A 23,377-nucleotide genomic window follows, 5' to 3' on the forward strand; every position below is an offset into this window, starting at 1 on the left:
GCGGAAATGGGGTCGTTTGCCGAAGGGTAGGAATTTTTCAGGATCGGGGCAAAGCCGACATGCCGCTTCCCTGCTTTCGCATCGACCCTACTCGAGGTCGCGTCCCTTTCCGCGCGTCGCTTAGCTGCGATCTTCGATCAAAGAGACAACCTCATGGAGCGAAGCTGCGATGTGGCAGCAAAGTGCCCTAGTATCTGCGTCAGGTGCAAAGAGGTCCGGGATCATGATCGTCTCCATCCCGGCATCATGCGCCGATCGGATCCCGTTCAGCGAGTCTTCCAGCGCCCAGCAAGAAGCAGGTTCGACCTGAAGGTATGCCGCACTGGTCAGGAAGGGCTCTGGGTCCGGTTTCCCGTTTATGCAGTCCTCCTTGGTCACGATGGTATGAAACCGATGGTGCAAGGCGAAATCGGTGAGATGGCGCAGGGCGACATCACGGTGTGATCCGGTTGCGACCGCCCGTGGAATGTCGCGGGCTTCGAGCGCATCGAGCAGTTCGGTCACGCCCGGCTTCAGCGACAACTCACGCGCTGCCATTGCATTGTAATGCTCGGTCCATGCCCCGATGAATGCATCAATGTCGACATTGCCCGGCAGGACTCGCGCAAGCAGGACACGCGTGCTGCTCCACGAAAGGCCTATCGTCTGATCGACGATCGGCTGCGTTATCGCGGTCATGCCCCGTTCGTGGGCCAATCCCAGCAGGGCCTTCTGATAAAAGGCTTCGGTGTCGAAGATCAGGCCATCCATGTCGAAGATGACAGCCTGGGGAAGGCGGGGAGAAAGGGCTCGTCCCACGACTACTTGGAGCGCCCCGCATCTTTCAGGTGGAGGTCGAACCAGTCGATAAGCTCGCGCGTGATGTCGCGGATGTTGGCTGGCGAATTGGCGAGCGCGTGGTTCTCGCCCCAATAGCGCAGCAGCCTTGCCGGGCGGCCCTTTCGGCGCAGCAGCGAATACAGCGCCTCTGGCTGTGACAGCGGCGCGCGCGTGTCGAGCTCCCCATGGATCAGCAGCAGCGGTGTGTGGATCCGGTCGGCGAAAGTGAGGGGCGAGTTGCGGTGATAAAGCGCGGGATCGGTGGCAGGGTCGATCCTGAAACTGAGCCCGCTTTCATAGATCGGGCCGTTGGCGGCCATGTCCTGCTCTATGCCAGGCCAGCCCCGCGCCGCCGGGTCGAACGCGCCGTAATTGGTGGCGATGTCGGTTGCCCCCGCAATCGCAGCCCCTGCCCTGAAGCGGTCGGTCTGCGCCACCAGCGCGCTGACGGTGTAACCGCCGAAGCTCTGGCCGAACACGCCTACGCGGTCGTTATCGGTGATGCCGAGCTCCACCAGCTTGTCGATGGCCGGAAGGACGCCGCCGGGGAACGCGGCAAGCGGCTCGCCCGGTGCCTCGCCGCGCGGGATCGGCATGGCGGGAATGGCGACGACATAACCGCGGCTCGCATAGAGCTGAAGATTGTAGAGACCCGGCATGTGCGGATCGAGGAAGTAGTCGTCCATCCCGGATGGGCTGTAGCCGCCATAGACCCACATCAGCGTCGGATATCGTCGCGCGGGATCGTAATCGGCAGGAAACAGCACCGCCATCTTCAGCGCGGTGCCATCGGCGTGGCGATAATCGATCATGCGCCGCTCGCCCCATGCGATATCGGCAAGGTGCTGGTTGTGCCGCATCAGGGCACGGGGCAAGGCGGGATTGTCCCACGGGGTGAAATTCACGGCGCTGCCTTCAAACCCATTCTCGGCCCAGACGATCCCGCTGCAATCATGATCGAGCAGTCTGGCGGATGGCGGGAGCGTAATGCTGGCCGGGCGCGGGCCATCGCTGTTCCAGAGGCTGTAGGTTGCGTTCCCGTCTTTCCGCTCAGTGACGAGCCGTGCCGCGCTGCTGCAACTCGTTGCGCTGGAACCCTGCCATGGCACGAACCGGCGTGCGGCGGGGTCGAAGCGGACAGGACGGGCCTTGCTCCGCCCGATGATCTGGCCCTTGGCCGAGGTTCGCAGACCCGCAAGCCCTTCGACGCTACCTTTGACTTCCTCCATCCGGCCAGTGCGCACATCGATGAGCCGCCAACCGCTGACTGCCTTGGCATCCCGCGCCAGAATCCGTGTCCGGTCGGCCCAGAGCGCATAGGATGTCTCGCGCCAATGCGCTGGCACGGCGTCATCGAAGGTCAGACCGGGGGCTGGGGCGGTCAGCGCTAGGTCGCTCGCGGCAAGGGTCCAGAGGCTCGCCAATGTCGCCTCCGCCGCAGCCCGCGCGCGCAGGGAAACATATTCTGACCCCGGTGACCATCCAATGATGTCGAGCGGATATTGCGCGCCGCTCGGCGTCTCGACGCGCTGCAAACCAGGCCGTTCGCCAAGGCCGAGCATGAACAGGGCATTCTCCACTGCCCATGCCATGACATTGGGCATATCTGCTGACCGCCGGTGCGGAGCGATGGCCCGAACCGGCGCGAGGATCGCCGCGCGGCGCGCATCGGGCGACAGGGCGATGGTCAGCGCGCCGAACATCGGGAACGCCGGCACCTCGCCAAGCTTCGTCGTCGAGCCATCAGCCAGATTGAAGATCACCAGTTCGGCCGCGTAGCGCCCCTCGGCCAGCTCCGCCGCCGCCGTGCTGCTGTCAGAGCGCGATACCGTCGCCACCTCGCCTGCACGCATCTGCGCGCCTGCCTGTGATGTCTCGCGGTGGAATTTGGCGAAGCGGTCAACCATCGCCGAGCGCTGTCTGGGCGGCATCAGCACCGCCAGCAGGCGATCCGGGCCGAGCCACAGGAAGGGGGCGTTCTCGTCATTCTCGCGGCACGTATTCGGGAGGCTCGCGCCTGCAGCGCGCAAGTCGAGTTCGTTGAGCGGCGAGCCGTAGCGCACCTGTGTCATCAAGGCGCGATCACTGACGCGTCTCGGCACCTCGGTTCCGCGCTCCCACACGTAGAGGCGGACATTGTCACCGCCGCGCGGTTCGCCTTGTTCGGGTGCGGTCGACAGCATCGCCAGTCGCCGCCCGTCGGGGCTCCAGTAGGGGCACCAGAAACCTGCTGCGGTCCCTTTGCCATCGGTCAGCTGGCGCAGCTGCGATCCGTCGCGCTTCACCAGCCAGATATCGGTGCGCGAGGAATCGATCTCATAGGAATTGCGCCCATAGACCTCGCCCGGGGCAGCGGGGCGGGGCAGCGCGATTGCGATGTCTTCAGCGTCCGGGGCAATGTCGGCGCGGTCGACGGTGGCTGTTGCAAGGACATCGTCAATGGTCAGTGGGCGCGCCGAAACCGCGGGGGCGGCCAGCAATGCTGCAAGGGAAGCGAGCCCCAGGCAGGACTGGGTTATGGCTCGCTGACTATACCGCAATCGCCTTCTCCTCATTTCCTATGAGGGGTTTAACTGTGCCGGGAACCAAGGGCTACGGATTTGGCAAGAGTCGCTGATCAGGGCACATGAGGGTGACAGTTCCAGCTCCGAAATCGTAGGTGATCGAAGCGCAGTGCCCGATCGTGTCCATGCCGATATAGAGCCGCTGGCTGGGGACCTTGCCCTTGCTTTCGCCGGAGACAATGATCTCGCTCGGATCCTCCTCGGGCGCGGGACCCTCGGCAATCCCTCGTGAATTGCCCATGTCCGACACGCGCACGGCAAGGTTGCGGATTTCCAGCTCCGCCAGCATCAGTGGACGCTCGAGATTGAGCGAGCGGATCGGGCGAGCCACGCCGTAAAGGATCGGCGCCTCCCGCGCTTCGCTATCGAACCGTCCGCCATTCGCATCGGCGATCCACTTGCCGCCCGTCGCTGTAACCAGACTTTCCGCCCGGTCGAAACTGAAAGCCGCGTAGATCGGCCGACCGCCGACATCGATCCGCACACCTGTCTGGCTGCGCCCCATTTCAGTGTCGAGCGGCAGGGTGATCGGCCGGTCACCGGGCTGGGCTTCTCGCATGATGAATGTGGTGCTGGCGAAGGGGAATGTCTCAGGGCCAGCGATGCCATCCGCACCCTATGTCAATTGCCGGTCGCTGAAGGCGGTGCGTCGCTTGAATGATGCCGTGCCGGCGCGATACCGTACATTGTCGGTGCGGAACCCGATTGTCTCCGGGCCAATCACATAGATGAAGCCGATCATGCTGGGTTTTAGCCCGATCCGCTGCGAAGCATCGGCATTGAGGGTCGGGACGGAAACAGCATCAGGCGCGAGGCGCAAGCGCACGGGCTGCTCGTTGATAGTCATCTCGACGGTCTCACCCAGGCGGACCTCAAGATTGCTTTGGGCCGTATCCGCAGGCTTTGCCGCTGCTGGGGCCGCGGCCATGAGGGCCGCAACTACGAGTATCGACCAACGTCGCTGCATAAGGCTAACCCCCGATAAAGCGGGCGGAAATAGCAGGTATTGCTCTGAATGACGGGTGAATGGCTGATTCTGCCAGTCGGACATTCCATTATGATCCACATCGGGGTTGTGTGGAGTTGCAGCTTCCAGCGGCTCCGGAAAACGGTCCGCCCGCACAGGTGCCTATTGCGCGGCCGGACCGGCCAGTGCCAGCCATTCGTCTTGCGTGGGTGGTTGCTCTGTAAGGGTAGGAACCCCCTCAGGCAGCATGACCCATTCTTGCTTGCTGCTGAACCACAGGTGAGCCGCCGGTACGATGATCGTGTCCCACGGCGTGGTGTAGCTTATCTGGGCTACCGCCGATTTCGGCATCGGTTTGAGCCGGTCATGCGCCAGGCACAGCTGACAGCATGACGATGGGATTGTCGCTGACTGGCGCCATGGTTTCAAGTGTCATGTAGCGTGCCCGCTGGACAGCCCATTCGTCGGATTGTTCCATGAGGATCGCGCCGATCAGGCGGTTGATCGCGCCCTCGTTGGGGAAGATCCCGACGACTTCGGTGCGGCGTTTGATTTCGCCGTTTAAACGTTCGATGGGATTCGTGCTGTGTAACTTGGCCCGATGCTCCTTTGGGAACGTCATGTAGGCCAGCACGTCAGGCTCGGCATCGTCCATCAAAGCGGCGAGCTTTGGCAGTTTTGGGCGCATCTGGTCGGCAACGGAGCGCCATTGCTGACTGGCCGCCTCGGGCGTTTCCTGTGCGAAGGCGGTGCCGATGAACGCGGACACGACGCGCCGACCGCTCTTTCCGGCATGGGCCAGCGCATTGCGCATGAAGTGGACACGGCAGCGTTGCCATGTAGCACACAGCAGCTTGGAGACAGCCGCCTTGATGCCTTCGTGCGCATCGGAGATTACCAGCTTCACCCCGCGCAGCCCTCGGCGCGTCAGTTTGCGCAGGAACGCAGTCCAGAAGGGTTCGGCCTCCGACGGCCCGATATCCATGCCCAGCACCTCGCGGCGTCCATCGCTGTTGACGCCGACCGCGATGATAACCGCAACCGATACGATCCGGCCATTCTGACGGACTTTGACATAGGTGGCGTCGATCCAAAGGTAGGGCCAGTCGCCCTCGATCGGGCGATCAAGGAAGGCGTTCACCTTCTCGTCGAGCTCTTCGCACAGGCGGCTGACCTGGCTCTTCGAAATGCCATCCATGCCCAGCGCCTTGACCAGATCATCGACCGAGCGGGTCGAGATACCGTGCACATAGGCTTCCTGGATCACCGCCGTCAGCGCCCGTTCGGCCATCCGGCGTGGCTCGAGGAAGCCGGGGAAGTAACTGCCTTTGCGAAGCTTGGGGATGCGCAGCTCTACCGTGCCAGCGCGCGTCTGCCAGTCGCGTTCGCGATAGCCGTTGCGCTGGACAAGCCGATCAGCGGACTTCTCACCGTGGCCAGCGCCTGTCAGCCCGCCAACCTCCATCTCCATCAACCGCCCGGCGGCAAACGAGATCATGTCGCGCAAAATATCCGCGTCGGGGGCCTTCTCGACCAGCGCGCGCAAGTGCATCAAGGAATCGGTCATCGTGGTTCTCCAGGTTCGAGCTTCGCAACCCAAACCTATCCGAAAACTGCGGTGACCACCCGCGCTGCTGGCTGGCTGCTACAGCGCTATATCGAAAGCGCGCAGCCAGCCAGCAGCGCTAACCCTCAGAACCTACACCACGGCCGGGGACACGACCGGTACGATCTCGGCGCTTCGATCAAGTGTGCCGCAGCGCAGTGATGCGAAGCCTGGGCGCTTGTCATTCTCGGCGAAGATGCGCACCTTGCATTTGGCACAGCCCCAAATGGTTGAGACAGCCCCGCTGGGCTGTTCGTATGAGCCGCTGTCCAGTTCACCCTCGATCTCGAGGTCCTGCCTTGCGAACAACATGTGCTCGTTGAATGCGGCGCCGGTGCGCGTCTGGCAGTCTGTGCAATGGCAGGCATAGGGGCGAAACCGGAACCCCTCGCGCAGGCTGTAGCGGACCGCGACGCACAGACATCCACCTGTAAGGTCGCCCTTCATCGCCTTGTCCTTATGACCTTGTCTGACCCCTGATGGCGAACGCGCGCTCAATCTCCGTGTCCGCACCAGATCGATAACACGCTCCATGCGCAAGGATAATGCTTGAAGGCTGCCAGGCCAGCATCCGTCGCACCCCTTCGAATAGAGCCGCGCGGTGGCGCAGGGCGGCGATCCTGATCTCGATCGAAGGCTTGCCGTTCGGCCCAGTGGCTCCGCCCATTCGCATCACCGCCCGGACCAGCGGGTTGCGGATCCGTCCGGCCTCGAAGTTCTGTATGAGGTCGGTGACGATGAGCGTGCGCGAGGCGCGATGCAGAAACACGGCTTCGGTAAAGCTGCCGAGCGCGATCACGTGGCAGTCGATGGCCTCGCACCAGGACTGGGGCAGGTGCTCGTCCAGAACCGCGAATGCGATGCCGGGGACCTTCGTCCCCAGTCCCGCGACCCCGAAGACCGCAGCTTGCGGAAAGGCGTGCGTCCAGTCGGCCAGATGGGTGTAGTGGAACGCATTGGGGGCAATGATCGCGGCGACCGGCCCCAGCGCCTTGACCGCAGTGACCAGATCCGGCGTGCAGGCGACCGGGGAATGCACCCACAAGTCGCCGCTTGGCAGGCGGATAATCGTCATGCGGGTCGGGCAGGGGATGGTCAGGCCCCAGAGGGAATAGGCGACCTCCGGCCCGTCGACCGTCCAGATGTCCTCGGCCCATGTCTTCGGGATCAGTTGCGGTTCGTAAGGCAGATAGCCCGGTGCACCGGTCATGCGCCCGGTTCCTCAGCACCCCACAGGAAGCCGATTGATCCCAGCACAAAGCCGAGGAACGCTGCTTGCAAGAGCAGGGCGACCGCAAAGCCCTCGATACCGAGCACGAAGAAGGCGTAACCGTTGGCAGCGACGTCACATACCATGATGATTGCTGCAAGCACCAACCCCGCGCGGCGCTTGCCCGACAGCAGCAACCCGGCGGCGATGGGGTCCAGCACCACCAGCGACGACCAGAACGCCTCCAGCACAATCGGCGCGCCCTGGTAAGGCCTTAGGCCCAACACCCAGAAATCCAGCGCATGGCTGATGGTGCCAATAGCGAAGCAGACGACATAAACGCCAAGGGCGATCCGCTGCGCCATCGTTCACTCCGGCAGCGCCGCCGGGCGCGCCGGCATGCCGGATGCCCCCATCGTGCGCCACAGCAGCCCGATCGCCAGCACCAGCAGCGCTAGCGAGACGAGGTAGGGCGCGCCGGGGAAAAACAGTCCTGTGTCGTCGGCGAAGTGGCCGAAGATCTGGGTCATCATCACCGGGCCGATGATCGAAGTGAGGCTCACCGTGCTGGCAATTGCCCCCTGCAATTCGCCCTGCGCGTCTTCGCTCACCCGCACCGTCATTAGGCTTTGCATCGCGGGAAAGGTCATGCCGGTCAGCGCGCCGACGATAATCGCGGCGATCACCATCGGGGTGCCGGTGGCAAAGGCCAGCAGCAGGTAGGACGGGATGCCCAGCAGCAGGCTGTAACGCGCCGTATTGGCCGCGCTGAAGCGGGCGATGCTCTTGCCCGTCAGCACCGCCTGCGCCGTGCCGATCAGCACGCCGTAGAACGAGACGGTGAGGCCGCTGACCGTCGGGCTCCAGCCAAATTCCAGCTCGCCCCAAAAAGCCCAGATCGACATCTGCGCCTGCGCAGCCAACTGCATGAAGAAGGCAACGGCGAGGCATGACAGCACGAAGGGCGTGCGCGCCATCTGGATCAGCGAGCCCAAGGGATTGGCGCGCTTGGGGTCGAAAGCCCGGCGGCGCTCCGGCGGCAGCGTCTCGCGCAGGAACACCAGCCCTCCGATCACGCCAAGCACCGCAAGGCTCGCCGCGATGATGAAGGGTGCGCGGGTGCCTATCTCACCCGCCATCCCGCCCAGCGCCGGGCCAAGCACAAAGCCTGCTGCACCCGCTCCGCCGAGCATCCCGAAGGCCGCACCGCGTTTCTCCGCAGGGATGCAATCGGCGATGCAGGAATTGGCTGCCGCCCAGCTTGCGCCCATCACCCCTGACATCATCCGCCCCGCCACCAGCCATGCCAGCGTCGGTGCCCAGGCCATCACCGCATAGTCGAGCGCCAGCAGCAGCAGCGTGATCAGGAGCACGGGCCGCCGCCCGAACCGGTCGCTCAGACCCCCGATGAAGGGCGCACACAGGAACTGCATCCCGGCATAGGCAAAGGTCAGCAGTCCGCCGATCTCGGCAGAGCGATCAAGGCTGGTCTGCGCGATCTCCCCGATCAGACGCGGCATGACGGGCAGGATCAGCCCGATGCCCAGCATGTCAACAAACACGATGAACGCGACCGCCGCCAGAATATGCGAGCTTTTCCCCCTCATATTCAGAACATTGCACCGGCCCGGGCGAATGTCACGCGAGGACTGGTGCCCGCGACTTAGTCTGAGTCACCGCTTGCAGGTCAGGCCATCGATGATTGCACCAAAGCTAGCCTGATATTCCTGCGCTGCCGCCCCAAAATCCGCATGGGTGGCACAATCTAATGCGGCGGCCTGGATTGCGGCGAGGACGATGTTCGAGAGTGGCCCCACGGGCTGCCGCCTCATAAGACCGTCCTCCATAGCCAATGACAGGCCAGCGGAAACCAACCCACCGAAGTGTGCCGCGTCGATTTCCCGCCATCGCTCAAACCCCAAGATGCTTGGCGCATCCTGCAAGGTGATGCGGGTGATCGCAGGCTCGGCGCAAAGCTGGAAATAGGTGCGCGTGGCAACCTTCAGGGCCGAAATCCTGTCTGCCCCCTGCGGGATGCTCGAAGCGACTGTCAGAGCCAGTTGACCGGAAACCTGCTCGAAGACCTGCGTGAACAAGTCCTCCTTGCTCGCGAAGTGATGATAGACCGCGCCTTTGGCGACGTTCGCATCCTTGGCGACGGCGTCCATCGAAGTGCCGGCGAATCCCAGCTTGCCAAACCTCTCACGGGCCGCAGCAATGATCTTGGCCCTGGTGATCGCGCGACGCTCTTCCTGACGCACCCCATGCCTCCCGATTGACATACTGACTGTCGGTCGGTATTTACCGACCAACAGTCAGGATAGGTCTTCACCCGAGGCGCAGCAAGATGGACGACACACAGATTCTGCTGGGTAAGGCAGGCCTCATCCTCTTTACGCTGGGGCTTTGCATCGGCGCACTTGTTCCCCGGTTTCACAACCCGCGCATGGGCTTGTCGGCACACACTACCGCGGTTCAGAGCGGAACCGCGCTTATCGCATTTGGCTTGTTCTGGCCCTCGATCGCTATTCCGGATCGGGTGCAGGGACCTCTGGCAATGACGCTGACCGCTTCGCTCGCGGTGCTGGTGCTGAGCCTTGTTTTAGCCGCAAGCTTCGGCGCGAGCGAAGCGCTGCCCATTGCAGGGAAAGGGTTCTCCAGCAGCAAGGCAAAGGAATGGACCGTCTCCGTTTTATCAATCGGCAGTTCAGTCTGTATGCTCCTCGTATGCCTTGCGATCTGCTTCTATTCGTTGGTGTAACGCGGCGGTGTGAAGATGCTGTGAGGCAATGCTCCGGGCGCATTCCCGTAATCATTGGTCTCGTTGCTGCGGTTGCTGCTTGACCCTTCGTAGATCCCCCTAATGCCCGTTCAACCCGTCGGAACCGCGCCGAGGCTAAGGCAATGGGCATGGTTGATGCCCGATTTACCCTGTCTGCCTTGTGCCCCGTCCGCCTCGCTGTTGGTGGGATGGCCGCTGCATTGCTCGTCTCAATTCAACCCGCTGCGGCGAATCCGGCGCCTGCAGGCTCGGTTATCGAGAGCACAGCCGAGGCCTCCTACGACGAAGGCGGAACGACCCGCACGGTTACGTCCAATACGGTCGAAGTGCAGGTCGATGAACTCCTCGGGGTTGCAGCCGCTTCGCTTGATGCCGGACCTGTTACGGTGCGCAGCGGTTCCCAGGTGCTTAGTTTTCTTGTCAGCAACGAGGGCAATGGGCCCGAAGAGCTCGCTCTGGAGGTGGTGACTGCTGTTCCCGGGAACAGCTTTGATGCAACGCTCGATACCGTCGCGATCGATAGCAACAGTAACGGGGTCTATGATCCGGGCGTCGATACGGTGTTGTCCGCCCCAAGCATTACCTCCGCTATTCCGGCCGGGGGTTCCCAGCATGTGTTCGTGATCGTCCTCGTGCCGGGCGGCATCGGTGATGGCTCGCAAAGTTCGGTTAATCTGATTGCACGAACAGCCACCGGTACAGGCACCCCCGGCACCACCTTTGCCGGGTCAGGCGAGAACGGCGTAGATGCAGTAGTGGGCGCGGGCGGCGGACAAGCGACGGCCACCGGGCAGATGATCGGTAGTGCCAGCACAGTGACGCTGGTCAAATGGGCCACGGTGACCGATCCCTTCGGCGGATCAAACCCGCTTCCGGGTGCCACCATTACCTATGGGATCGAGCTCGTCGTGACAGGCTCTGCGGCCATCGACGGACTGACCATCACCGACTCAATTCCTACCGGCACACAATATGTTGCCAACTCCCTGACGCTCGAAAGCACGCCATTGACCGATGCGGCTGACGATGATGCGGGCCAGGCGTCGTCCGCGGGCATATCGGTCACCTTGGACCCTGTCTCAGGTGGGGCTTCAAGAACCGTCACCTTCGACGTTCTTATCGAGGAATAGGAGCAACGCGATGCGATTTCCCAGCACGTTCGGCATTGCCGCTGCGACGGCGGTGCTCGCCTTCACTGCGCCTGCGCGAGCCGAAACCCCGCTCGAACTGGTCGGCTATGTCAAGCTCGAAAAGGTAACGACCACGGCTGCTGGCGAGCGGCAGGTAGAATGGGTCGAGCCGGAGCTTGTAGTGCCCGGTGACCGGCTGATCTTCGGCACCCGGTTTGCCAACCGGGGCGAGGTCCCGATCGAGCGCTTCGTGGTGTCGAACCCTGTCCCCGCGAGCGTCAGCGTCACAGCCGAACTCGATCCAGCAGTGCTAGTGTCGGTTGATGGTGGCGCGAATTGGGGCAAGCTTGCCGAACTCGAAATCGGTGCGCCCGACGGCACCCGCCGCGCTGCCACACCGGGAGATGTCACCAATGTCCGCTGGATCCTTCCCGCCATTGCCCCGGGCGAGAGCGGTACGCTCGAGTTTCCCGTGACGGTCCGCTGACGAAGCGCGTCAGCCGCACTTGTGATGGAGCAAAATCAGATGATGTACCCTGCGAAAATTGCTGCACTGGCATCCGGCACCGCATTGATTGCGCTGCAAACCGCACCGGCCTTTGCCGAAGGCACGAGATCAGGCACGATTATCACCAACACGGCCACGGTCGATTTTCGCGTCGGCGACGTGCAGCAGACCCGGCAAACCGCAAGCGACAGCTTCACGGTCGACCGGAAGGTGAACTTGACCGTCACGCTGGTCGATGGGCCGACGACCACGGTCGTGCCCGGGCAGACCGGCGCGGTGATCACCTTCGACGTTTCCAACCTGTCGAATGAGACCATCGATGCTGTTCTTGCCGTCACGCAGGCGAGCAGCGGCGATGCCTTCGATGCGACCGATGTGCAGATCTTTGTTGATGACGGCGACGGGTCGTTCAATCCGGCTAATGACAGCCAGACCACGCTGATCGACGAAATCGGCGAAGACGCCACGGTGCGGGTGTTCGTGGTGAGCGATATTCCGCTTGGCCAAGCCAACAACGATCTCGCCAACCTCACCCTGTCCGCCACTGCCCACGCGGGCGGCGCGGAAGGCTCGCAGGGCGCGCTGCTGACGGCGACATCGGGCACCAACACCGCCGGTATCGACACTGTTCTCGCCGATGGAGCAGGACCCGACGATAGCGCAAATGATGGCATTTTTACCGCACGGGGCGGCTACCGCGTATCGGCCGCAACCCTGACCGTGACCAAGACAAACCGCTTGCTTGAGGATCCCGTCAACGGCACCACCGATCCAAAGGCGATTCCCGGCGCCGAGGTCGAGTATTGCGTCGCCGTGAGCAACGCGGCAGGCAGCGCTACAGCGACCAATGTCATCGTCACCGATGTCGTACCAGATGACCTTGCCATCATTACTGGCAGTGTCCGAATCAACGGCGGACTCGATGGGTCGAACAATTGCATCGGCGGCGATCCGGGGGGCAACGTGACCGGTCAAACCGTGACGGCCCAGCTCAGCGATCTTGCGGGTGGCGAAACCCGCACAGCTTCGTTCCGCGTCACTATCAACTGAGCAGCGGCTGTGTGGGCCGCGTGGCACAGGCTATCCCCGTTTCTCGGCAGCATAACGGCTGGCTGCGGCTGTGGTTTGGCCTGCTTGGTCTGAGCGCGGCGACGCTTGCCTGCGCGACATCTGTCGCGGCCAGGGCCCAGACCATCGAGAACATCGCCTTTGCCCGCTGGAATGAAGCGGGGACGGCACAGGAGGTAGCATCCAACCGCGTGGTCGTGACCCGCGCTCCGGCCCCGCCGCAGATCGCGACCTTTCGCAACGCGCCAGGCGGTTCCGCCGGCCTGACCGTCATTCCATCGCGCTGCAGGTCAGGCACGCCTGATGCCCCGCAGACGCTCACGATTGCGCCGACCAGCGAGTATCGTCCCGGCGAAACCATAATCTTCACTCTCGCCGCTCCGCTGGCCAACCGTGATCCGAGCGCGATCGACAGCCTTGCCGTAACAGTCAAGAACAGCACTGGTAGGAAACTTGACCTGACGGTCTTCGAAACCGGGCCGGATACCGGCCTGTTCGCCGGCAGCATCTCGACCCGCCGAGCCAGCGCGGAGCCGCATGCCGAGGATTGCGCCTTGACGGTCGCTTCGGGTGACAGAGTGATACTGGCGACTGCGGACGGGATGCCTGGCGGCGTGTCGGTCACGCGCGACACGCTGATCCTTGCTGACCCCTTCGGCTTGGTGTTCGACAGCGAGACCGCCGCCCCCGTATCGGGCGCGCGGGTGACCTTACGCGAGGCGGATACAGGCGCGCTGGCACAGGTGTTTGCCGAGGACGGCATAACGCGATGGCCATCATCCGTCATCAGCGGCGAAACAATCACAGATGCGGCGGGCAGGAGCTATCCCATGCTGCCTGGCCGCTACTGGTTCCCGCTCGCCCCACTGGGCCGGTATCGCCTGGAAATCGAACCACCTTCCGGCTTTACTTCTCCCTCTGCAGCGCCACTCGCCCAGCTTGCCCTGTTGTCTCACCCCGATGGTGGGGCTTTCGCCCTGTCAGAGGCGTCGTTCGGAGGCGCATTCGCACTTGCCAACACGATCCCGGTCGAAGTCGATATTCCGGTGGATCGCGATACCACAGCTCCCGATCTTGCGTTCACAGTCTCGCGGCCCAGTGCCCAGCCAGGCGACCCGCTGGTCTACACCTTGACCGTCGGCAATTCACAAGCACAGGAGCGTCGGAACCTTACGCTTACCATCGATCTGCCACGAGGCCTGCGTCTAAGGCCGGAGACAGTGCGGATCGACGGGGTTCCAGCGCCGCCTGACCATCTCGAGCTGTCGGCAGACGGACGCAGCCTTGCCGCCAAGCTGAACTTTCTGCCGGGATCTGGCACTGTGCGGCTTTCTTATGGCGCCGTCGTAAGAGCCAACGCTTCACAGGGCCAGCTTGTGACCCGCGCTGGCATCCGAGACACGCTGGACCGCACCGCCAGCGCCCAGGTCGCCGTGATGGTCGAACGCGATAATATTGCAGGCCGCATGACCATCATTGGCCGCGTGATGCTGGGCGATTGCGGCGATGCGCGTGACAGCGCCGCCGGGCTCGGCGGGATCAGGGTGATGATGGAGGACGGCAGCTTTGCCGTCACCGATGCCGAGGGCCGCTATCGCTTTGAGGGCGTGGTACCAGGCACCCATGTGGTACAGGTCGCCCGCGGCACGCTGCCCAAGGGCGCGCGGCTTGTCGATTGTGCGCGCTCCACCCGCAGCGCCGGCGATGCCGGATCGCGCTTCGTCACCGGGCAGGGCGGATCGCTGGCCCGGGTAGATTTTCATGTCGCCGTGCCATTCGACGAGGCTACACCCAAGATTGCACTGACAGAAAATGTGACCCCGAGTGATGCTCTGCCGCTCGGCTCCCTGCGGGCGCTCGCTGGCAATTCTCCCGCCCCCGAAGCAGCCGAGACCAATTGGCTGGCACTTGGAGATGGCCCGGATGGCTGGCTCAGCCCGGCTGAAGATGCCAACCCGCGCGTCCCCGCGGTCAAGGTCGCCTTCCGCCATCGCGCCGGGCAAACTATTCGGCTCTATGTCGATGGCAAACCCGTTGAAGCGGCTGCATTTGACGGCACCCTGAAGGCCGCAAGCGGTGGCTATGCTGTCAGCCAGTGGCGCGGTATCCCGCTGCTGAACGAGCGCACCGTGCTTGCCGCTGAGATCGTCAATTCACTGGGCGGCGTGAACGCGCGGCTGGAGCGGGAGGTGTTCTTCACCTCGCAGCCTGCGCGCGCCGAACTGGTCGCCGATCAATCGCTACTGGTGGCTGACGGCGTTACTCGCCCCGTCGTGGTTGTGCGCATCACCGACCGCAATGGCCGCCCGGTGCGTGAAGGCCTGTCCGGCAGCTTTACTCTCAATGCCCCCTTCGAAAGCGCCACCGCAATCGAGCAACAACAGTTGCGCCAGTTGAGCGGTATCGGCGATGCGACGGCGCGCTGGCAGATCGAGGGCGATCAAGGCCTTGCCCGGATCGAGCTCGCCCCGACCATGGTCAGCGGTCAGCTGCGCATGAGCTTCGATTTCGCCAACGAAAACATCCGCCGTCGGCAGGAGATCGAGGCACTGGTGATTCCTGGCGATGTCGAATGGACCATCGTGGGCCTGGGCGAGGTCGGTATCGGCGCGCGCGCCATCGCTGACAACATGGAGCGCAGCGACAATTTCGACAGCGATCTGGGCAGGAATGCGCGCATCGCGCTCTATGCCAAGGGGCGAGTGCTGGGCAAATATCTGCTCACACTCGCCTATGACAGCGCCAAGCAGCGCGAGGACCAGCCCCTGCTCGGTGCAATCGATCCAGCGGCCTATTACACCGTGTTCGGCGACAATTCGCAGCGCCGCTTCGACGCCGCCACACGCGAAAATCTCTATCTGCGGATTGAGACTTCGACCTTCTTTGCTCTTTACGGCGATTTCCAGACCGGGTTCGACCAGACGATCCTTGGCCGCTATCAGCGTACTGCTACCGGGGTGCGCGCTGCGGCTCAGATCGGCAATGTGCGGGGCGAAGCCTTCGGCGCACGGATCGGCAGCACCTTCCGGCGTGACGAGTTTCAGGGTAATGGCCTGGCCGGGCCCTACACGCTCGGCACCCGCGACCTCCTGATCAATTCCGAACGCGTCACCATCGAAGTGCGCGACCGGTTCCGGTCCGAGGTCGTGGTCTCATCGCGCAGTCTGACGCGGTTCATCGACTACACCATTGACACCCTTTCAGGCACGATCACCTTCAGCGAGCCAATCCTGTCGCGCGATGCCGATCTCAACCCGCAGATAATCATCATCGAATACGAAACAGGCGCAGTCGGTGGCGGCGCGATCAATGGCGGAGTGCGGGCCGAATGGACCGGCAACGATGGCGCGGTGCGGTTGGGCGCAACTGCGATTACCGACGAGACCGATGGTCTGCGTACCAATGTCGCAGTCGCCGATACCCGGCTGCGGCTCAGCACGGCAACCGAGCTGCGCGCTGAAATCGGCATCAGCGAGCGCGATGGGGATACCGCCAATGGCTTTCTGGTCGAAGTGCAGCACCAGAAAGGCAAGCTCGATGCGGTCGCCTATGCCCGCCAGATCGAGGCGGGCTATGGCACCGGCCAGCAGAGCATCGCCGAGGCTGGGCGGCGCAAGCTGGGGGTGGATAGCCGCTATCAGATCAGCGACCAGCTGTCGGTCACGGCCAGTCTGCTCAAGGATGAAAGCCTCGTTGATGAGGCCCAGCGGCGCGGGGGGCAGGTGGAGCTGGCGTGGCGCACGCCCGGCACTGATGCGCGAATGGGACTGGCGCACTTCGATGACCGGCTGGCAAACGGGGAGAGCCGCACATCGACATTGCTCCAGGCCGCCGCGAGTCAGCGTCTGTTCGACAACCAGCTGGAGATCAGCGGCGATTCGAGCATCGCATTGAGCCGCGGGGATGGCTCGGTTGACCTGCCGCCGCGTCACCGGCTTGGTCTGCGCTATAGTCTGGCGCGCGACGTGCGGCTGACCGGCACCTATGAAATCGCTGACAGCGCCACTTTCAAAGCGCGTACCTTGCGCGCCGGTGTAGAACTGACCCCGTGGGAAGGTGGGCGCGTCGCATCCTCACTCGGTCAAAACAGCGCAGGCGATACCAAGGGCGCTACCTTTGCCGGGTTTGGCCTTGCACAGACGCTGAACGTGACACCATCGCTGAGCATCAACGCGACGCTCGATGGCAACCGGATTCTTGGCGATACGCCCACAACCGAAGCCGTTATCAACCCCGGCCAGCCCCCCGCCAATGGGGGCCCCCTGGGTGTGGATCGCACCTTGTTTGAAGATTTTACCGCCGTCACCGTCAGCGGGAACTGGCGCAGCGGGCGCTGGGCAGCGAACGGCCGCGCGGAGTATCGCGATGGGCAGTTTGCAGACCGTTACGGCGCCACGCTTGGCGTGCTGCGCCAGATCGGCGAAGGACGTGCGGTCGGCAGCAACCTTGTTTGGACCCGCAGCACCGCACCGGGCGGCGCTTCGACTGAAATCATGGACGCCGCTCTCACCATCGCCCATCGGCCCGATGGATCGGATTTCGCCCTGCTGGGACGGGTCGAATATCGCAGCGATTCCGTGACTGGTGCGGTCGCCGGGCAGACCGGACCGGTGGGCCGCACCGCGCTTACCGTCACCGGCGATGCGCTTTCGCGGCGCCTTATGGGGAGCATCTCGGCCAACTGGTCACCGCGCACGCAAGGCGGCGCGGCCCAGCTCAGCGAAATTGGGCTGTTTCTGGGCACGCGCTATGGCTTCGACCACGTCGAGGACTTCGCGCTTGAGGGCCTGACGGCGCTCGCGGGGCTCGATCTGCGAGTGGGGCTGAGCCAGTCGCTTGATATCGGTGGCAGCGCAAGCATCCGCGCCAACGTGACCGACGGCAGCTATAGTTATTCGGTCGGCCCGCAAGCGAGCTTCGTGGTGGCTAAAGGCACGCTACTGAGCCTGGGTTACAACATCTCCGGCTTCCGCGACCCTGATTTCAGCCTGAATCGCCCGCTCGATCAGGGGCTGTTCGCCGTGCTCCGGTTCAAGTTTGATGCGGATATCCTTGGAGGACGCGAAACCGGACCGCATTTACCGAGGTCTAGCAGAAATCCCTTAGAGCCGAGTTTACCACGATGATGCAGGCACTGTCGCAAGACCGCCAGCAGCGTGCTTGGCCCGACAACAGCCGGTCAGCCGCCGAAGGGGAGCTAGGTTTGGTCCTGATGGTGGGATGGGTTCGCAAATTGATGCGCACCGCGCTGCTGGCGTTGGTGATTGGCGGAATCCTGTTGGTATCCCCTGCCAAGGCAGGTTCGGGGACAATCAGCGATCCCTTCACCGCCCTTTCCGAAGCCTACAGCGTACCTGCATCAGGCCGCTATTTCTTCAATCTGGGATCGGGCACTTTTGCGGCTGACGTTGACACCAGCGAAGGTGGTGGTTGGGTGCTGGTGCTGCAATACGTGCACGCGGGCGGGACCAATCCGCCGCTAAACATTATTGGTGCCGGGACAGATTTGCCGGTGACTTCGGCCGCTGCACTTGGTGCCAATGAAAGCGCCGATGTCTCGCGTTGGGGCCATGCCGGCAACGCCGCGATGAGCCAATTTCGGGGCAATATAGAAACGCGCTGGTTTGCCCGGACCAGCGCCCATTCCCGGACGATCCATTTCCGAACCAATACGGGCAACGTATACCTGCGCACCGGTATCGGGAGCATGAGCGGGCTGTCCAGCGCGTTCACTGCGTTGACCGGCCATAACGCAGCTATCCCTGGTACGGCCAATGGAGGCTATGTCGACAAGGGCAATTTCGCTCTGACCAATTTCCCGTTCTTCCAAGGCGCTGCTCGCCATTGGGGGATCCGAGGTGAGGGCAACGACGCGATCGGCGGTCCAGGCAATAACGGCAACCGGTGGGAAGTGGATGATTTCCCAAATGGCTTCGGCAATAGCACCATTCACCGCGTGTGGGTGCGCGCGGCCAATCCCTTGGTCGTAACCAACACGCTGAACAGCGGATCGGGATCGCTGCGCGACGCCATTCTTCTCGCCAATCACAATCCTGGCCCTGACACGATCGCCTTCGCCATCCCCGGCGCCGGGCCCCACACCATCACGTTGACCTCACCTCTGCCCGATATCACGGCTAATGGCGTCATTATCGACGGTACCACACAGCCCGGTACCCAGTGCCGCGATCTCTGGACTGGCAATGGTCATGATCTTCGCATCAACGTGCGCGGCGGAGGGTTCAACGGCTTTCAGCTAAGGGGGACTAATCAGACCGTCAGGGGGCTGTCCCTGACCGGCTTCGACAACGCCATCTTTGCGTTGGCAGGCAGCAGCGCTGCTACAATCCAGTGCAGTTACCTGGGCTTGCTCGCCGATGGTACCAGCGGCGGGAACGCACGAGGCGTCGCCGTTCGAGGCGCCAGCGCGATGATCGGCGGTCTTGCTGCGGGCGATGGTAACGTGATATCCGCCAACTCTATCGTTGGAGTTCTGACCGAACAAGGCAGCACCGACACCGCCATTCGCGGCAATTTCATCGGGACTGACCCAACGGGCATCAGCTCCCGCGCTAACTTCGGCGGCATCAATAACTTCTTCGGGACCGTGAGCTGGCGCGATATCACGCGCAATCTGATCTCAGGGAACGCCATCACCGGCATCATTCTGGAAGCCGACGATCAGATCACCCCATCCACCGACCGTGTCCGCATCCAACGCAACGTCATCGGTTTCAACCGAACTCTGACAGCACTGATCCGCAACGGGGGGGATGGCATCCGGTTTCCGAGCGGCAGCATCAGCAATGCGCTGATCGGCGGCGATGCCGCCACCCAAGGAAATGTGATCGCCGGCCTAGAGTCGGGGCTGCGGCTTTCGGGCGTGTCCAACATTGCGATCGAGGGGAACACGATCAGCGGCAATGGCGGAACCGGGATCCAGCTGGATGGGGGCACATCCGCAGTGACAATCCTGGGCAATGTCATCGGCACTCCCAACACGTCTAGCGACATATTTCGCAATGGCGGCCATGCCATTCGCCTTTTGGACGTAAGCAACATCTCTATCGGTAATGGCACCACAACAGGGCGCAACCTGATCGCGGGCAACGGTCTTCGCGCGATCGTCGGCAACGGCACCCTTTCCGGCATTACGATTTTCGGGAACTACATCGGTACCGATGCAAGCGGCAACGCGGCTGTCGTGAATGGTCAGAACGACAGCGGCAGCAATCTTGACGCCATTTCGTTCTTCTCGGTGACCCTCAACGATCTGACGGTGCGCAACAACGTCATTGGGGGCTATGGCGCGGCGATGGTGGAACTGTGGAACGGTTCAAGCGATGGCGTGGTCATACAGGGTAACCATCTGGGGGTCGGCGCTGATGGCGTGTCGCAGATTGTTTCCGGCAATGTCGACGATCTGATCCTCACTGGGGGCGGCGGCGTCCATTCCAACCTGCTGATTGGCGGTAGCGGACCTGGCCAAGGCAACCTGATTGCCTTCAGCGGGCGTCGTGGGATCCTGTTGAACAGCCCGGGCACCAACGTGCAGGTTGTCGGCAACACGATCTGGAACAACAGCATGAGCGGGATTTCGCTTTTCGCTCCAGCCACCGCCACGATCCTCGCCAACAGGATATTCGCTAATGGCGGACTGGGGGTCGATCTGGATGATGATGGCGTAACTGCCAACGATCCGGGTGACGCGGACACAGGTCCGAACAACCTGCTGAACTTCCCTGTGTTCACCGCGCTTAACGTCGCGGCGGGCGGGCAGCTTTCATTCGCTCTGACGCTGGATGCTCCGGCGGAGAGCAATGGCTACCGGATCGACTTCTATCGCAACACGGCCGTCGACCCTTCCGGATTTGGCGAAGGCGAGGAATGGTTGGGCTTTATCGAGACCCCGGCACATGGGGGAGGCGCCCTTGCCTTCAACGGCACATTTGTCCCGCTTGCCCCAGTCAGCAACGGCGCGCTCGTTTCGGCGACCGCCACGCGCAAGACTGGGCCATCAAGCTATGGGGAAACCTCGGAGTTCAACCAGAACGCCACCATCGTTTCTCCGCTTGTGGTAACCAATACCAATGATGCAGGAGCCGGATCGCTGCGCAACGCCCTTATCTTTGCCAATAGCGAACCCTCGCCGTCAACCGTGAGCTTCGCCATTCCCGGCGCGGGACCGCACACGATCACACTATCGTCGACTTTACCCGCTCTGACCGCCAATGGCCTGACCATCGACGGCACCTCACAAACAGGCACCGAATGTCGCGATCTGTGGGCGGGTGATGGGCATGATCTGCGCATCAACGTGCGCGGGATTAACACCGCGGTTACCGGCTTCAGGCTGGCGGGAAGCAACCAGACCATTCGCGGGCTGGCAATCACACGCTTCAACAGCGGGGTGACGACGGAGGAGGCCAGCAATACCGCCACCTTGCATTGCAACTATCTGGGCATCAGGCCCGACGGTAGCAGCGAGGGCAATGCGAACCGCGGAGTGACTGTCTTTGGCGCAAGTACGCGTATTGGCGGGCTGAACCCGGGCGAAGGCAATGTCATATCGGCCAATAGCGGACCGGGCATTGCCTCCTTTGGTCCAAGCAGCGACATGGCGGCGCGCGGCAACTTCATCGGCACTGACGTCAGCGGCATGACCGCCCGGGCCAACAGTGTGGGCGTTCAGCACTGGACGGGGTCAACCTCATGGCGTGACATCACTTATAATTTGATTGCCGGCAACAGCATCATGGGCGTCTGGACCTCGACTGGCACAACTGTCGCTCCGTCAGATGGCCAAATCCGGATACAGCGCAACATTATCGGCTTTACCCGCACGCTTTCGGATGTGTTGCGCAATGGCAATGACGGAATCCGGTTCTCCAGCGGCACCGCGTCCAACGTGCTTATTGGCGGGGATGCCACTACACAGGGCAATGTCATCACCGGCAATCTCAATGCCATCTATCTGATTGGCATAGATAATGTCATTCTAGCGGGCAACACCATAGCGCGGTCGGTCAATCAGGGAATCCGACTCCAGAATGTCAGCAATGCAACCATTGGAGGCGACGCGCAGGGGCAGGGCAACAGCATCGGCGGCAATGGCGCGGTCGGGGTCCTGTTGGAAAGTGGATCAACCAATGTTGCAGTCTTGGGTAACACCATCGGCACCATCACAATTGCCGGCACCACGTCGAACAATGGCAGCCATGGCATCAGGTTGATCAGTGCCAGCAATATCACCATCGGCAATGGTACAGCTGCGGGACGCAATGTCATCGGCGGCAACAACGGCCGGGGGATCATGCATAATGGCACGACCTCCGGCGTTACCATCAACGGCAATTACATCGGCACGGACGCCAGCGGGAATGTCGCGGTCTCCAACGGCACGGCGGTCACTGCGATCACCCGTGATGCGATTTCATTCGACGGGAATGGTACCTTCAGCAACATAGCTATCCTCAACAATGTTGTCGGCGGATATGATGCCTCGCTCATTGATGCCTCGAACAGCACCGTCACGGGGATGACCATCCAAGGTAATAATCTTGGCGTAGGGGCTGATGGAACGTCGCAGATTGTGGCCGGAAATACCGATGATCTGCTGCGGACCATCGGCCCGCATTCCAATATTCTCATCGGTGGCGGCGCTCCGGGGCAGGGCAACCTTGTCGCCTTTTCCAGCCAATCGGGCATCCGTTTGGATTTGACCGGCTCAAATAATCAGGTGATCGGGAACACCATCCGCAACCACAGCCGCAACGGTGTCCAAGTGGATGGTAGTACCCGCGCGGCGATCATCAGCAACAATATCTACAACAACGGCTTGCTGGGAATCGATCTGGGTAACAATGGCATCACCCCCAACGACCCCGGCGATGGAGATGTGGGGCCGAATGATCTGCTGAACTTCCCGCAAGATATTCGTGTTATTGCTTCCGGCGCCAACACCCTGAACTACAGCTTCACACTCGATGCGCCTGCCGCTGCAAATGGCTACCGAGTGGAATTCTTCGCCAATAGCGCCGCCGATCCCAGCGGGCATGGCGAGGGGGAACGCTATCTTGGCCATGTCGATATCACTCACGGCGGCGGGACGCAGAGCTACACCGGCACGCTCACCACGCTCGAACCGGTCGCCATCGGCGATATCATTTCTGCCACCACCTCCCGGCGCACGGCAGGGGGATCGTGGGACATCACATCGGAATTTTCCGCCGTTGCAACCGCAGATGGGGTGGCCCAGCTCACTGTTGAGATCACCTCGGCGCCGCTCGAAGTTTCAAACCCCAATGCCTTTGCCACGCCCGGCAACGACATACTACTGACTGCGACCGTCACAAATATTGGCAATGGCAAGACCGATCCGGACTCGTTGTTCGCAGTTATTGCGATCAGCGAGAATACGACCTTCTTCAACGGCACGACGCCCGGTCTTGGCGATACAATTGGATTTTCCAGCGGAACGCCGGCTTTGACCTTCAACAATGCGACGGATCTGGGTTTTTCCAATAATTCAACCGCTCCCGCCTCGATGGCTGAATGCAGTTATTCGCCATCTGACGGGTACGACCCCCAGGTGCGGTTTGTCTGCCTGAACCCCAAGGGATCCCTGCCCCCAAGCGCACCCGTCGGGCAGTTCAGCGCGGGCATGATCGTGCGTGTCAATTGACGAGAGACGCTGCTGTCGTGAAATGTGCTCGGCCGCGAG

Annotated in this window: 16 protein-coding genes; 6 read left to right on the forward strand and 10 right to left on the reverse strand. The window is 62.4% G+C overall.

Features of this window, described 5'->3' with window-relative positions; translation table 11 throughout:
* Positions 1-120 precede the first annotated feature (120 nt).
* The 10 genes from CHX26_RS09595 to CHX26_RS09640 all read right to left on the reverse strand — a co-directional run bounded on the left by CHX26_RS09595 (position 121) and on the right by CHX26_RS09640 (position 9,427).
* Positions 121-798, reverse strand: a complete 678-nt coding sequence (locus CHX26_RS09595; RefSeq protein ID WP_335682292.1) for an HAD family hydrolase — start codon at positions 796-798, stop codon at positions 121-123.
* A 2-nt stretch (positions 799-800) separates the two neighbouring features.
* Positions 801-3,299, reverse strand: coding sequence for a S9 family peptidase (locus CHX26_RS09600; protein ID WP_172449774.1), 2,499 nt, complete (start codon positions 3,297-3,299; stop codon positions 801-803).
* A gap of 112 nt (positions 3,300-3,411) precedes the next feature.
* A complete protein-coding gene (locus tag CHX26_RS09605) occupies positions 3,412-3,942 on the reverse strand; it encodes a hypothetical protein (RefSeq protein WP_104942178.1) in 531 nt (176 codons plus the stop codon).
* A gap of 57 nt (positions 3,943-3,999) precedes the next feature.
* Entirely contained in the window at positions 4,000-4,434 is a 435-nt protein-coding gene (locus CHX26_RS09610) for a hypothetical protein (protein WP_146107711.1), read from the reverse strand.
* Positions 4,435-4,714: 280 nt separating this feature from the next.
* A complete protein-coding gene (locus tag CHX26_RS09615; RefSeq protein WP_104941947.1) occupies positions 4,715-5,917 on the reverse strand; it encodes an IS256 family transposase in 1,203 nt (400 codons plus the stop codon).
* 132 nt (positions 5,918-6,049) lie between these two features.
* Complete coding sequence (locus CHX26_RS09620) at positions 6,050-6,403, reverse strand: GFA family protein (RefSeq protein WP_172449775.1); 354 nt, start codon at positions 6,401-6,403, stop codon at positions 6,050-6,052.
* A 10-nt stretch (positions 6,404-6,413) separates the two neighbouring features.
* Positions 6,414-7,166, reverse strand: coding sequence for a DUF4336 domain-containing protein (locus CHX26_RS09625; RefSeq protein WP_104942181.1), 753 nt, complete (start codon positions 7,164-7,166; stop codon positions 6,414-6,416).
* Entirely contained in the window at positions 7,163-7,531 is a 369-nt protein-coding gene (locus tag CHX26_RS09630; RefSeq protein WP_104942182.1) for a hypothetical protein, read from the reverse strand. Before CHX26_RS09630 ends, CHX26_RS09625 begins: the two co-directional genes overlap by 4 nt.
* 3 nt (positions 7,532-7,534) lie before the next feature.
* Positions 7,535-8,773, reverse strand: a complete 1,239-nt coding sequence (locus CHX26_RS09635) for an MFS transporter (protein WP_104942183.1) — start codon at positions 8,771-8,773, stop codon at positions 7,535-7,537.
* Between the two features lie 66 nt (positions 8,774-8,839).
* Positions 8,840-9,427, reverse strand: coding sequence for a TetR/AcrR family transcriptional regulator (locus tag CHX26_RS09640; protein WP_172449776.1), 588 nt, complete (start codon positions 9,425-9,427; stop codon positions 8,840-8,842).
* 86 nt (positions 9,428-9,513) lie between these two features.
* Between CHX26_RS09640 and CHX26_RS09645 the strand changes: the two genes are divergently transcribed.
* The 6 genes from CHX26_RS09645 to CHX26_RS09670 all read left to right on the forward strand — a co-directional run bounded on the left by CHX26_RS09645 (position 9,514) and on the right by CHX26_RS09670 (position 23,338).
* Complete coding sequence (locus tag CHX26_RS09645; RefSeq protein ID WP_104942185.1) at positions 9,514-9,927, forward strand: hydroxylaminobenzene mutase; 414 nt, start codon at positions 9,514-9,516, stop codon at positions 9,925-9,927.
* Between the two features lie 149 nt (positions 9,928-10,076).
* The gene (locus CHX26_RS09650; protein WP_104943360.1) at positions 10,077-11,078 is read left to right on the forward strand and encodes a hypothetical protein; all 1,002 of its coding nucleotides are present in this window, start codon (positions 10,077-10,079) and stop codon (positions 11,076-11,078) included.
* 10 nt (positions 11,079-11,088) lie between these two features.
* On the forward strand, positions 11,089-11,565 hold the full coding sequence (locus CHX26_RS09655) for a hypothetical protein (RefSeq protein WP_104942186.1): 477 nt from the start codon (positions 11,089-11,091) through the stop codon (positions 11,563-11,565).
* Between the two features lie 39 nt (positions 11,566-11,604).
* A complete protein-coding gene (locus tag CHX26_RS09660; RefSeq protein ID WP_172449777.1) occupies positions 11,605-12,636 on the forward strand; it encodes a DUF11 domain-containing protein in 1,032 nt (343 codons plus the stop codon).
* 20 nt (positions 12,637-12,656) lie between these two features.
* Entirely contained in the window at positions 12,657-17,780 is a 5,124-nt protein-coding gene (locus CHX26_RS09665; RefSeq protein ID WP_233997103.1) for a hypothetical protein, read from the forward strand.
* Complete coding sequence (locus CHX26_RS09670; protein WP_104942188.1) at positions 17,777-23,338, forward strand: beta strand repeat-containing protein; 5,562 nt, start codon at positions 17,777-17,779, stop codon at positions 23,336-23,338. The genes CHX26_RS09665 and CHX26_RS09670 overlap by 4 nt, the downstream gene beginning before the upstream one ends.
* Positions 23,339-23,377 lie beyond the last annotated feature (39 nt).

This window comes from Porphyrobacter sp. HT-58-2, assembly GCF_002952215.1.
GTDB lineage: Bacteria > Pseudomonadota > Alphaproteobacteria > Sphingomonadales > Sphingomonadaceae > Erythrobacter.

Coding starts and splice junctions, on each gene's coding strand:
- CHX26_RS09650 (WP_104943360.1), top strand. CDS start 10,077: ATGGTTGATGCCCGATTTACCCTGTCTGCCTTGTGCCCCGTCCGCCTC.
- CHX26_RS09645 (WP_104942185.1), top strand. CDS start 9,514: ATGGACGACACACAGATTCTGCTGGGTAAGGCAGGCCTCATCCTCTTT.
- CHX26_RS09670 (WP_104942188.1), top strand. CDS start 17,777: ATGATGCAGGCACTGTCGCAAGACCGCCAGCAGCGTGCTTGGCCCGAC.
- CHX26_RS09605 (WP_104942178.1), bottom strand. CDS start 3,942: ATGCGAGAAGCCCAGCCCGGTGACCGGCCGATCACCCTGCCGCTCGAC.
- CHX26_RS09660 (WP_172449777.1), top strand. CDS start 11,605: ATGATGTACCCTGCGAAAATTGCTGCACTGGCATCCGGCACCGCATTG.
- CHX26_RS09615 (WP_104941947.1), bottom strand. CDS start 5,917: ATGACCGATTCCTTGATGCACTTGCGCGCGCTGGTCGAGAAGGCCCCC.
- CHX26_RS09625 (WP_104942181.1), bottom strand. CDS start 7,166: ATGACCGGTGCACCGGGCTATCTGCCTTACGAACCGCAACTGATCCCG.
- CHX26_RS09620 (WP_172449775.1), bottom strand. CDS start 6,403: ATGAAGGGCGACCTTACAGGTGGATGTCTGTGCGTCGCGGTCCGCTAC.
- CHX26_RS09630 (WP_104942182.1), bottom strand. CDS start 7,531: ATGGCGCAGCGGATCGCCCTTGGCGTTTATGTCGTCTGCTTCGCTATT.
- CHX26_RS09655 (WP_104942186.1), top strand. CDS start 11,089: ATGCGATTTCCCAGCACGTTCGGCATTGCCGCTGCGACGGCGGTGCTC.
- CHX26_RS09635 (WP_104942183.1), bottom strand. CDS start 8,773: ATGAGGGGGAAAAGCTCGCATATTCTGGCGGCGGTCGCGTTCATCGTG.
- CHX26_RS09610 (WP_146107711.1), bottom strand. CDS start 4,434: ATGTCCGACTGGCAGAATCAGCCATTCACCCGTCATTCAGAGCAATAC.